Source organism: Capnocytophaga catalasegens, assembly GCF_026005215.1.
Lineage (GTDB): Bacteria > Bacteroidota > Bacteroidia > Flavobacteriales > Flavobacteriaceae > Capnocytophaga > Capnocytophaga catalasegens.
The window spans coordinates 90,010-102,129 of record NZ_BPMA01000016.1; the positions used below are offsets into that span (position 1 = coordinate 90,010).

Sequence of the window (12,120 nt, forward strand, 5' to 3'; positions counted from 1 at the left end):
ATAATATTATTAAAATCAATAAAAATTATATCTATATATAAAGATGAAACATTTAATTATAACATTTTTACTAACACTTATCGGTCTTTGTGGCTTTTCGCAAAACTATTTATCTAACATTGAATTAAAAAATTTAGAAAACAAATCAGTAAATATAGCTACTTACAATACTGTCAATCACCCTATTATCATCAGTTTTTGGGCTACTTGGTGCGCTCCTTGCATCAAAGAACTCAAAACTTTTCATAAGCATTATAAACAATGGCAGAGCAAATATAACGTAGAATTACTTGCCATAGCTACTGATGATGCCAAAACAAAGAATCGTGTTAAATCACTCGTAAAAGGAGCTCAGTGGCAATATACAATATTCTTTGATGATAACCAAGAACTCAAACGAAGCCTCAATATTGCTAATATACCTTATACTTTAATTCTTTATAAAGGAAAGGCTGTTTTTGTCCATTCGGGCTATACTCCTGGTGTCGAAACTGAAATAGAGAAAAAATTACAATTATTAACCTATTAAAAAACAACTTATGCTGAGAATAATTACAATCACTACGCTTATTTTATTCGCTACTAATGTTTTTTCACAATTTAGAGTAGGTTTTGAATCTAATGCGCAATACTACATTGATGATCACAAAATTAAGCTTGTAGAGGAAGAAGCTATGCATCGATTTCGCTCCAATAGCTATTTAAAAATAGAACAACGTTTGAAAGATTTTGAATTTGGATTACAAGCCGAATCTTACGCCCCCAAAGCTCTATTGCATTATAATCCTAATTTAGAGCGTACTCACTTAGGAATTATCTATACTCGTTATAATAATCCTAATAAAGGCGTTGATTTTACAGTAGGTCATTTTTACGAGCAATTCGGTAGTGGATTATCTTTGCGCTTTTGGGAAGATAGAGCATTAGGTATAAATAATGCTCTTTTTGGTGGGCGATTTAAATGGAATTTTCGTAATGTTTTTGATGTAAAGTTGCTCGGAGGAAAACAACGCATTGGAATGGGGTTTGATTTTTCCAAAGGGAGTGTTTTTGGTACAGATATTGAGGTAGATATTGCGCAACTTCTTCAAAAAGAAGATTATACCTTTAAAGTAGGTAGTTCTGTCGTTGTTCGTTCGGAAGATATAACTTATTTAGTTCCTGATAGTGATAAAAATACAGCTATCTTTGCTTTACGAAGTGATTTTAATGACGAACACATCTCGCTAAGTGCCGAATATTTATATAAAACTAAAGATGTTCTCTTTGAACAGAGAGAATTTTACCCCAAGGTAAATCGTGCAGGTAATGCTTTTTTATTCAATGTAGGTTATAATAATAACGATAATCTGGCTTTGAATATAACCCTTCGTCGTTTAGAAAATTTTCGTTTTGTTTCTCAACGTAATATTGTAGAAAACATTTACAATTATGGAATGATAAATTACCTTCCTGCTTTGACAAAACAGTATGAACATAGTCTTCAACACATCTATACTTATCAGGCGCAAGCAGCTTTGTCTTACTATGGGCTTACTAAAATGCAAGGTGAAATGGGGGGACAATTCGATCTTTTCTATGAAGCCGCTCCTGATACTTTTTTAGGCGGAAGTACAGGAGCAAGTTTTGCTCTCAATGGTTCTTATTGGGCAGGACTTAAAAATAATATTACTACTACAATTACTTATGATAGGTTTGGACTTGAAATAGAAAATATTGAGATGAATAGTCCTATTTTGGAATTTGGACAAAAATACTATCATGATCTTGCTTTAGAATATCGCAAATCTTTTTCTGACGATATATCAGTTGTTTTTTCATATCTTAATCAATATTATAATAGTGCTATTGTGCAAGAACCATATCGAGTTAAAGCACATACTCTTGCTCTTGAAGGGATTTATTTTTTTACTCCTACCCAATCCCTTCGTGTAGAATGGCAACACCAATGGGCGAGTGAAGACCTCAAAAATTGGATAGGCTCCACCATAGAATATACACCTAATTCTCATTGGGCATTTTTTATTAATGATATTTATAACTATGGTAATCACAATTCTACAAAACGGGTTCACTTTTATAATACAGGACTCACTTTCATTCATCAATCAACGCGTATTACAGCCAGCTATGGTCGTCAGCGAGGGGGTATTTTATGTGTTGGAGGGATATGTCGTGTAGTACCTGAGGCGGCAGGTATAACGTTGGGAATTACTACAAACTTCTGAAAACTCAATAATTTCAAATTCTTTTGTTGATTTTTATTTTTCCAAAATTTTTTTGTACCTCCATTTAGTGTAATAAATAATTTTTATTGTAGCAATTTATCAAAAATATAAAGTATCACTATTTGAATTTTAACTGTATTTTTTATTTTTGACTTTTTGTAAATACGCACTTTTATTAGTAATTACGCAGATACATAAAATTTTTAATTCGATGACTTAAAAAATAGTACAATAAATAAAAGTATATAGCTTAAAGATTGATTGACAGTACTATTTCGTTTTATTCTTACTCCGCATAATGCCAAGCGATTGCTCAAAGCCTTAACCGATAATGTGCAAAAATTTGAAAAATCGCACGGAATTATTGAAAACGAAGTGCCTAATTCTACTTTTTGGATAAGAAGGTAAAGCCTAACAAAAATTGGTATTAAATAGATAACCACTTCTACAAAGTTATATTTGCAGAAGTGGTTTTTTTATTCAAAAAAAATATAAAAAAATTTGTTTATTAGGAATATATTTAGTACTTTTGGAGCAAAACTTAAAATATTATAATTATAAAAGTAGTCTATTTTACACACAGAGAATGGAAACATTTTTTTATAAAAATGTTTCTTATGATGGTTCTTATTACTTCGTGTAATAGAGATTTTGAGAAGGAAAAAGAAGCACCTCAGATACATCAGAATACAGAAGATAATTACAAAGCGACAACTATCAATTTATGGGGAAGTCCAGCAGATGTTATAGATACAGGAGATAGTTATATTTTTCAGGGGGATGTTATTATAAAAAAAGAAGACCTTCATATTTTTGAGAAGGATTCGATGGGACTTCCTTTATCAGCTTCTGCGGCTCGGGTAGAAAGGAAATGGCCAGATAATAAGGTTTATTATGCACTGAATAATATTAGTGCAGCTAATAAACGAATTTTTATAGAAGCTATTTCTGAAATACAAGAAAAGACTTATTTGACTTTTTATGAACGTTATAATGAGTCTAAAACTATATAGACGTTAAGTATCATAATACAAATGAATGGATAACATATTCTGATTGGATAGGAATGAAAGGAGGTAGGCAAGAAATTAATCTTTCTACAAGAGCTTGGAGTAAAGGAGTTATCATACACGAAATTTGCCACGCTTTGGGATTGTATCACGAACAATGTAGAGCTGATAGGGATAATTATATAAATGTAAATCTCAGTGAATTAAAACTTCCTAATGATATATGCCAATTTAGAACTTATAAGGAATTGAGACAAAAAGGACTTGATATAGGAGAGTTTGATTTTAATTCTATTATGCTTTATGGTTCGTATTATCCAATTAAAAAAATAATGAGGAAGTATTTGTATTAGTAATGACTAAAAAAGATGGTTCTATATTTAGTGGACAGCGTAGTTATTTATCTAATGGAGATGCGAAAGGACTTATAGCAATTCAACCTCCAATACATTTTACATTTGAGAGAGATTACCCTACACCGATTTTCTCACCTTATAAATATGAAACAACTAAATATTTGAGATGTCCCGAAAATACAAAAATAAAATTTGGTATAGCAAAAAGATTTGAAATAAATTATGACCTTTTTAAAGCACCTAAAATACCAGATGATAAACCTGTACCTCCTTCTTTTTGGGATGGCCCATTTGCTTTTGGATTGGGAAGTTTTTCATTAGATGAATTTGATATAAAGGTAACGATTTCTATTCAGAAGAAAGATAGCTATTATCCTTTTTATAAAAAAGAAATACCTTTTACCAAAGAAATTTTTAAATGGGAAGAAGAGATTGTAAATATTGATATTCCCAAGGGACTTTATTCAGTAAAAGTTTCTTTAACGGGAAAAGTGAAAGGAACAAGTGACCTCAGAAGAGAAAAAATTTTAGAAAGAATTCTTTATTCTCCTAAAATTTTCTTCAAAATAGAAGAAGTTCAAATAGGGGGTAAGAATATTTTTGTGCCTAAGGATGTTGGGAATGATGCAACTTTAAGAAGAGATACATTCATCGAAATAATATAATAATTATGAAAAAGATAGTTTTATTTGTTTTGATAGCTTTTGTATTTTATTCTTGTAGTAAAAAAAGTGAAGAACCTGATGAAATAACGATAGAAACAATTCATATTTATACAATAGAACCTTACAAAGAAGATTGTCAAGTATTTTTGACTGGGGCAATTTTCCCAACAGAATGTTTTGTTGTAATTACCGATGAAGGTGAGAAAAAGAAACTGAGTACAATGACATTTAAAGAATTTGAAAAAGGGTATCGTTATCAGGTGGAGGTATTGAAAAGTGAAACAAAAATCAATAGAGAACTTTATATTGATGAATATGAAAATATACGAACGAGTTATATTGTTACAAAAATTCTAAAAAAGACAAAAGTCGAATAAAAATATATAGGGAGCTATTCAATAGTTCCCTTTTTGTTTATAAATATTTTCTATGATATTACGAAAATAATTTGTAAATTTGTAGCAACAAAACGTAGAGACACAATGCCTTGCATCTGTACATTATCCAATGTAATAAAACCAAGAAAGCAAAAATATAAAATATGAGTACATTAACTAATACCGATTTAAAAATCCTTGAAAAAAAAGGAATTACCCAGACTATGCTCGAAGTGCAGCTTCAATTTTTCAAAGAAGGAATCACACCTATACATCTGCTTCGTCCTGCAACAATAAATGATGGAATTTCGGCATTTGATAAAGATGAGGCAATCAAATTTGCATCAATATATCAAAAGAAAAAACAAGCCGCTGAAATACTGAAATTTGTACCAGCATCGGGAGCAGCAACTCGTATGTTTAAGAGTTTGTTCGAGTTTCAACAGAAATACAATCCTGAAAAACAATCAGTTGAAGCATATATTTCTGAGAAAAAAGCAAAAGATTTGAAAGAATTTTTTGATAATATAGAAAAATTTGCTTTTTATCCTATTTTGACAGCCTATATCAAAAAACATTCCAAAGAGTTTGACCAATTAAGCGAAGATGCTAAAAAACATAAAATTGTTACGCTTCTTTTGGAAGAAGAACCTTTTGCTTACGGAGATAAACCCAAAGGGTTACTGCCTTTTCATAAGCATAGCGAAAAAGTTGTTACGCCTTTTGAAGAACATTTCCGCGAGGCAGTTTTATATGCTTCACAAGGAGAGGTTGCGCATTTGCATTTTACGATTGCAGAACAACATACAGACGCCTTTTTGAAAGAATTGGCTGAAATACGCCCCGTATTGGAAAAACGCTATCAGATTCATTTTGATGTTACATTTTCTTGTCAGAAACCAAGTACTGATACTGTTGCAGTAACCGAGAAAAATGAATTTTTCCGTGATGAAAATGAAAAACTACTTTTCCGCCCAGCTGGACACGGAGCATTGCTCAAAAATCTTGGAGAGATGACTGCCGATATAATTTTTATCAAAAATATTGATAATGTTGTTGTTAAAGATTACACAGACGAAACGGTTTTTTACAAAGAAGTTTTAGCAGGAAAACTCGAAGATGTACGTTCTAAAACACATAAAATTCTTCGCCAAATAGTTAAAGATAAAGTTAAAAAGAAAGAAATTAGTAAAATATTAGATTTTCTTACGGAAATCAATATACAAGTACCTGATTATGTTTATAAATTCACTAAAAAACATGCTCTTGAATATGTTTTTGAGCAATTAAATCGCCCAATTCGTGTGTGCGGAATGGTCAAAAATGAAGGAGAACCTGGCGGAGGTCCGTTTTGGATTAAAGATGAAAATGGTAAAATAAGTTTGCAGATTGTAGAGTCAGCACAAGTTGATTTGCAGAATATAAAACAGGCTGAAATTCTAAAAACTTCTACACATTTTAATCCAGTTGATTTGGTTTGTTGTATCAAAAACTACAAAGGTGAAGTTTTCGACTTGGAAAAATATATGGACACCAAACAAGGATTCATTTCCGAAAAAACCTATCAAGGGCGTAAGTTAAAAGCTTTAGAACTTCCAGGACTTTGGAATGGAGCAATGGCTCATTGGATTACACTCTTTGTTGAAGTACCTCTAATTACTTTTAATCCTGTCAAAACTATAAACGATTTACTTAAAAAAACCCATTTGGGATAAAGAAGACTTCGTAAAAGCTAAAAACTAAAAATGGTAAAATCAGCGTTTTACCATTTTTAGTTACAAAAGGTTGAATGCTCCCAAAATTCAAAAAATGTTATATTGTTATGTATTCTTGTTGGAAAAAGTATAAAAAATAATGAAACATATTACAAGTTTGCAAAATCCGCTTGTTAAAGAAATAGTTACTTTGAGCGAAAAATCACGTTATCGTAAGAAAACACAGCGCTTTTTGGTAGAAGGGGAACGAGAAATACAATTGGCTCTTGACGGAAATTATACTTTTGAAACTATTTTTTTTCAACCTGAAATTATTTCTTCAGATAGCGTAAAACAGCTTTTTCAGAATATTCCATCTTTGAAATTGATTGAGGTATCTCTTGATGTATATCAAAAGATAAGTTATCGAACTTCAACCGAAGGCATACTTGCCATAGTTCATAGCAAACCACACTCATTGGATACCTTAGTGTTTGCTAATAAAAATCCGTTAATACTCGTAATGGAAGCGCCTGAAAAGCCAGGAAATATCGGAGCGCTACTTCGTACTGCTGATGCCGCAGGATTAGATGCAGTACTGATAGCCAACCCCAAAACAGATTTGTATAATCCTAACACGATTCGCTCGAGTGTGGGGTGTATATTCACTACTCAAATTGCTATGGGAACAACACACGAAATAATCTCTTTTCTCAAAGAAAAAAACTTCCAAATATATTGTGCAGCGCTTTCTGCCTCAGTTCCTTATACAGAAGTTTCGTATCGGCGAAGTACAGCTATTGTTGTAGGAACAGAAGATGTTGGGTTATCGGAGCAATGGCTGATACACGCTTCACAGAATATTATTATTCCGATGAGGGGGCGTATTGATTCGATGAATGTATCGGTGGCAGCAGCTATTATTGTATTTGAAGCGGTGCGTTCTCGCAAAGAAATTTAATAATCGCTTGCTTTGATAAGTCTTTGTGTATAGCTTTTCTGTGGCGAAAGATATAGTGTATCGGCTTCGGCAATTTCTTCTATTTCACCTTTGTTCATTACGGCAATGCGGTCGCTCATATATTTTACAACTGATAAGTCATGCGATATGAATAGGTATGTAAAACCGAAATCATCTTTTAGGTCATTGAGCAAATTCAGCACTTGAGCTTGTACGGAAATATCTAATGCCGATACTGATTCATCACAAATAATTAGCTTGGGGTGTAGAGCAATTGCTCGGGCAATTCCGATACGTTGGCGTTGTCCTCCTGAAAATTGATGCGGATATTTGTCATAATCAGAAGCTGAAAGACCTACTTTTTCCAAAAGTTCGACAACTTTTTGTTTTCTAAAGGAATTGTTTTTGTATAATTTATGTACTTTCATAGGTTCTTGTATAGCATCACCTATTTTCTTGCTCGGATTCAAAGAAGAATAAGGGTCTTGAAAGATGAGTTGTATATCTTTGCGAAAGGAGTGTAGTTGCTTCGTATTTAACTTTGTAACATCATTTCCTTTGTAGAAAATTTGTCCCGAAGTAGCTTTTTCGAGTTGAATGAGTGTTCGCCCTAGAGTTGTTTTTCCGCAACCACTTTCGCCAACTAAGCCCAATGTTTCTCCTTCGTAGATAAAAAGTGTTACAGAATTGACCGCAACAACTGATTTTTCTTTCTGAAAGATTCCTGCCTTTGAAACATATGTTTTAGTCAGGTTCTCAATACGTAAAAGGGGAGGAGAAGCATATATTTTCTGATGTCTTTCAGTACGATTTTCAGGAGTTTCTACTTGATTTTGTATGGAATTATTTAAAAAATCTTGAATAGTAGGCAAGCGTTTTAGCCGAATATCAGTCGATGGCTTAGAAGCCAAAAGTGCTTGGGTATATAAGGCTTTGGGAGAATAAAAAACCTTTTGTGCTGAGCCTTCTTCAACAATATCTCCTTTGAACATAACCACAACTCTATCTGATATTTGCGAAACTAAAGAAATATCGTGCGAAATAAAGAGTATGCTCATATGGGTTTCTTGTTGAATAGATTTGAGTAGCTCTATAATTTCTTTCTGAACGGTTGCATCAAGGGCAGTTGTGGGTTCATCGGCGATAAGGAGTTTAGGACGGCAGGCGATTGCCATAGCTATCATAATGCGTTGCTTTTGTCCTCCTGAGAGTTGATGCGGATAACTATCAAAAATACGTTGTACATCGGGAAGTTTCACTCGATTGAAAAGATTTAGAACCTCTTTTTTGATGTGTTTTTTTGACAAAGAGGTATGTTCAACCAAGATTTCCGCAACTTGCTTGCCACAGGTCATAGACGGATTTAAAGAACTCATTGGCTCTTGAAAAACCATTGAAAAGGTACTTCCTCGCAAGTGTTGTAATTCTCGCTGAGTCATTGTCAGAATGTTTTTCCCTTGAAAGAATATCGCTCCGGTGAGTGAGACATTCTTTTTAGGCAAAAGTCCCATTATAGCAAGCGAAGTAACTGACTTGCCACTTGCTGACTCTCCCACAATTCCTACAATTTCATTCTCAAAAACATCGAAAGAGATGTGGTGAAGTACTTTTTTTTCGGCAAATTGCACCGAGAGATTGCTGACTGAGAGTAATTTGGACTTAGTTTGCATCGTAAATTTCATCAGGAGTTAAAAGAGACTCGTTGCGTAGCCTAAGGAAAATTTGCGCCACAGTTATGGTATCTTTTTCGCAATAGGTACGTATGCGGTCTATATTGTTTTCAAGATAAAAAACATGGCGTACATCACTCCCTTTGATGTCTTCTTTTGGAGACGGCACCCCTAAGATATACGCCAATAATTGGAGTGATGTATAGTGTTTGTAATCGCCAAATTTCCATAGTTCGAGGGTGTCTAAGTGTGGAACTTCCCAAGGTTTTCTACCGAAAAGATTTAAAAGTTCAGGCAGAGGTAACCTATTGATAATCATGCGTCTTGCGATGAATGGAAAATCGAACTCTTTACCATTGTGAGCACAGAGTAACTTGTTGGATTGACTAAAATACATCTGCAAAAGATTAGAAAAATCTTGCAAAATACGAAGTTCATCACCCACAAAAGACCGAACGCGAAATTGTCTTTCGCCAGCTTTGAACCAAAAATAGCCTACCGAAATGCAAACAATCTTTCCGAACTCTGCCAGAATGCCTGCTCGCTCGTAGAAGTCTTCGGCCGATAGTAATTCTTGCCGTTGATAGCGTGTTTTTTCTTCCCAGAGAATTTGTTCTTCTTGTGGAAGTTCGTTATAATTGGCATACAGAGGTACGGTCTCAATATCTAAGAATAGTATTTGCGTCAGATTCAATCGTGCAATTTGCATAAGAAAAATAAAATAACAACAAGATGTAAAACAGATATGTTTCTTATGAGAATTTTTCGATAAATCTTTTGACTAGTAAAATTACCTTGGGCATTGCCTTATTGACTGCTTCAAGGACTTCGTCATGCGAAACGTTGGGGGCAATATCGGCTCCGCCCAAGTCAGAAATGACCGATACAGCAAATACACGCATTCCCTGATGGCGTGCTACAATAACTTCTGGGACGGTACTCATACCTACGGCATCGCCTCCCAGGGCTTTAACCATTCCGTATTCGGCCGGAGTTTCAAATGTGGGACCTTGTAAGCCTACATACACTCCTTTTTGAACAGATATTCCTTCGTTTTGAGCTATTTGTTGGGCAAGGGAGAGCATTTGCTTATCGTATGTTTGACTCATATCGGGAAAGCGCGCTCCAAACTTGTCCAAATTCTTGCCCCGAAGCGGATGTTCAGGAAACATATTGATATGATCGGTGATAAGCATTATATCGCCGATGGAGAAAGTCGGATTTACGCCCCCAGAAGCGTTTGACACGATAACATTTTGTATTCCCAGAAGGCGAAAAACCCGCATAGGGAAAGTTACCTCTTGCATAGAGTATCCTTCGTAATAGTGAAAGCGTCCAGTTTGCATAAGTACGTATTTGCCTGCTATTTTCCCATAAATGAGTTTGTTGCCGTGTCCTTGTACGGTTGTTTGTGGGAAGTTGGGAATGTTGGCGTACGGAATTTCACTTATAACTTCGATTTCTTTTTTCAAATCGCCTAAACCTGACCCCAAAACAATGGCAAATGCAGGTGTTTGTTCTGTGATAAAAGGGCGAATGTATTGTGCGGTTTGTTCAAATAGATGGTACATCATTCTTTTTTATTTTGATAATTAGGCTACAAAGGTAATAAAAATAAAGACATGAAAAGTTTTTATTGTCAATTATATAAATGTGAATCGGAATAAATATTTTCGCTAAAAAACTTTTTTATCCAGAAAAAAATAGTACTTTTGTGCAATCGTTTTCTTTTAGAAAAACATTTACTTTTGAAAAGAACACATTTATGACCACTACAAAACCTTCATTTTTAGACAATACCCAAGTGGCTTTTGCCTTACAAAGCGACAAAGAGCTTCGCAAAAGTTATCATCTGTTCAAACTTATAGACAATCCGTTTCTTACACAGGTTGGTATTGGGTTGCTCAATGTGGCTCTCAAACTACATATTCCCGTAGAATGGGCAGTCAAACCTCTTATTTTCAATCATTTCTGTGGGGGAGTTACCCAAGAAGATTGTTTGCCTGTAATTCAAAAAATGGGCAATAGCGGAGTACTTTCGGTACTTGATTACGCCGTAGAAGGCGATAGTGACCAGGCGGGCTATCAAGCTACGTACCAATATACAATCAATACGCTTGATTTCATCAAAGAACATCGTCAGATTGCTTTTGCAGTTTTTAAACCTACCGGATTTGGAGCGATGAATATCTATCAGAAAGTATCTGAAAACAAATCACTTACCAAAGATGAGCAAAAACAATGGGAAAACATCAAACTTCGCTATAGAAACGTGTGTCAGAAAGCGCATCAGTACGACATACCGATACTGATTGATGCCGAAGAAAGTTGGATACAACCTGCTGTTGACGAACTTGTAGAGCAACTAATGCGTGAGTTTAACAAACAAAAACCCATTGTATATAATACCTTACAAATGTATCGACACGACCGAATGCCTTACCTCAAATCGTTGTTAGACAAGGCAGAGCAAGATGATTTTTTCATCGGAGTGAAAATTGTTCGTGGGGCATATATGGAAAAAGAAAACAAACGAGCCAAAGAAATGGGATATCCTTCACCGATTTGTCCCAACAAACAAGCTACCGACGAAAATTACGATGCGGCACTTCAATTTGTAGGGCAACACATTGACCGAATTGCCGTTTTTGCAGGCACTCACAATCAGCAGAGCGTACTTCTTCTGACCCAAATTATGCAACAGAAGCAAATCCCTCACAATACACCAACGATTTTCTTCGGGCAACTCTACGGAATGAGTGATCATTTGAGTTTTAATCTGGCAAATGAGCAATACAATGTTGCTAAGTATTTGCCTTTTGGACCTGTGAAGAAAACCATTCCGTATCTGGTTCGTAGAGCTCAAGAAAATACATCTATTAAAGGACAAAGTGGGCGAGAACTAATGCTCATTGGTCAAGAAATGAAACGAAGAGGCATTTCTTTATTCTAAAAAATAGGTTTTTATTTATAGTTAGCGAGGTATTTTAGTTACCTCGCTTTTTTTGTATTATTTCTGATTGATAATTTAAAAATATAGCCTTATTTTTAGGTACTATATATAAAATGATAAGCACAATTGAATTAAAATACCTAAGATACAGGTGTGAATTTGATAAATTGAGTACAAAATACCTAAGATACAGGTGTGAATTTGAT

13 protein-coding genes are annotated in these 12,120 nt (G+C 34.3%); 10 read left to right on the forward strand and 3 right to left on the reverse strand.

Translation table 11 applies throughout. The features are described from left to right. Nucleotides 1-43 precede the first annotated feature (43 nt). The 9 genes from OO775_RS04820 (at nt 44) to OO775_RS04860 (ending at nt 7,291) form a co-directional block, all read left to right on the forward strand. Nucleotides 44-529 (forward strand): TlpA family protein disulfide reductase, encoded by a 486-nt coding sequence (locus OO775_RS04820; protein WP_264845899.1) that lies wholly within the window; start codon nt 44-46, stop codon nt 527-529. A gap of 10 nt (nt 530-539) precedes the next feature. After that, nucleotides 540-2,228: a DUF6029 family protein gene (locus OO775_RS04825; RefSeq protein WP_264845900.1), complete on the forward strand. Its 1,689-nt coding sequence runs from the start codon at nt 540-542 to the stop codon at nt 2,226-2,228. Between the two features lie 261 nt (nt 2,229-2,489). Next, a complete protein-coding gene (locus OO775_RS04830; RefSeq protein WP_373874547.1) occupies nt 2,490-2,636 on the forward strand; it encodes a DUF3467 domain-containing protein in 147 nt (48 codons plus the stop codon). A gap of 209 nt (nt 2,637-2,845) precedes the next feature. Further along, a complete protein-coding gene (locus OO775_RS04835) occupies nt 2,846-3,241 on the forward strand; it encodes a hypothetical protein (protein WP_264845901.1) in 396 nt (131 codons plus the stop codon). Nucleotides 3,242-3,294: 53 nt separating this feature from the next. Next, nucleotides 3,295-3,591, forward strand: a complete 297-nt coding sequence (locus tag OO775_RS04840) for a M12 family metallopeptidase (protein WP_264845902.1) — start codon at nt 3,295-3,297, stop codon at nt 3,589-3,591. Between the two features lie 2 nt (nt 3,592-3,593). Beyond that, nucleotides 3,594-4,259 (forward strand): hypothetical protein, encoded by a 666-nt coding sequence (locus tag OO775_RS04845; protein ID WP_264845903.1) that lies wholly within the window; start codon nt 3,594-3,596, stop codon nt 4,257-4,259. 5 nt (nt 4,260-4,264) lie between these two features. Next, nucleotides 4,265-4,636 carry a hypothetical protein gene (locus tag OO775_RS04850; protein ID WP_264845904.1) on the forward strand — a complete coding sequence of 124 codons (372 nt, stop codon included), beginning with the start codon at nt 4,265-4,267 and terminating at the stop codon, nt 4,634-4,636. A 164-nt stretch (nt 4,637-4,800) separates the two neighbouring features. Next, on the forward strand, nt 4,801-6,351 hold the full coding sequence (locus OO775_RS04855) for a DUF4301 family protein (protein ID WP_264845905.1): 1,551 nt from the start codon (nt 4,801-4,803) through the stop codon (nt 6,349-6,351). A 139-nt stretch (nt 6,352-6,490) separates the two neighbouring features. Beyond that, entirely contained in the window at nt 6,491-7,291 is an 801-nt protein-coding gene (locus tag OO775_RS04860; RefSeq protein WP_264845907.1) for a TrmH family RNA methyltransferase, read from the forward strand. Here OO775_RS04860 and OO775_RS04865 read toward each other — a convergent pair. Genes OO775_RS04865 through OO775_RS04875 form a run of 3 tightly spaced genes read right to left on the reverse strand, consistent with a single transcriptional unit; the run spans nt 7,288 to nt 10,532 of the window. Then, complete coding sequence (locus OO775_RS04865) at nt 7,288-8,973, reverse strand: ABC transporter ATP-binding protein (protein WP_264845908.1); 1,686 nt, start codon at nt 8,971-8,973, stop codon at nt 7,288-7,290. The two genes, OO775_RS04860 and OO775_RS04865, sit on opposite strands and share 4 nt — an antisense overlap. Then, nucleotides 8,951-9,670: a 3'-5' exonuclease gene (locus OO775_RS04870; protein WP_264845910.1), complete on the reverse strand. Its 720-nt coding sequence runs from the start codon at nt 9,668-9,670 to the stop codon at nt 8,951-8,953. Before OO775_RS04870 ends, OO775_RS04865 begins: the two co-directional genes overlap by 23 nt. A 43-nt stretch (nt 9,671-9,713) precedes the next feature. Beyond that, complete coding sequence (locus OO775_RS04875) at nt 9,714-10,532, reverse strand: purine-nucleoside phosphorylase (RefSeq protein WP_264846045.1); 819 nt, start codon at nt 10,530-10,532, stop codon at nt 9,714-9,716. A gap of 194 nt (nt 10,533-10,726) precedes the next feature. Between OO775_RS04875 and OO775_RS04880 the strand changes: the two genes are divergently transcribed. Then, nucleotides 10,727-11,914 carry a proline dehydrogenase family protein gene (locus tag OO775_RS04880; protein ID WP_264845911.1) on the forward strand — a complete coding sequence of 396 codons (1,188 nt, stop codon included), beginning with the start codon at nt 10,727-10,729 and terminating at the stop codon, nt 11,912-11,914. Nucleotides 11,915-12,120: the final 206 nt, after the last annotated feature.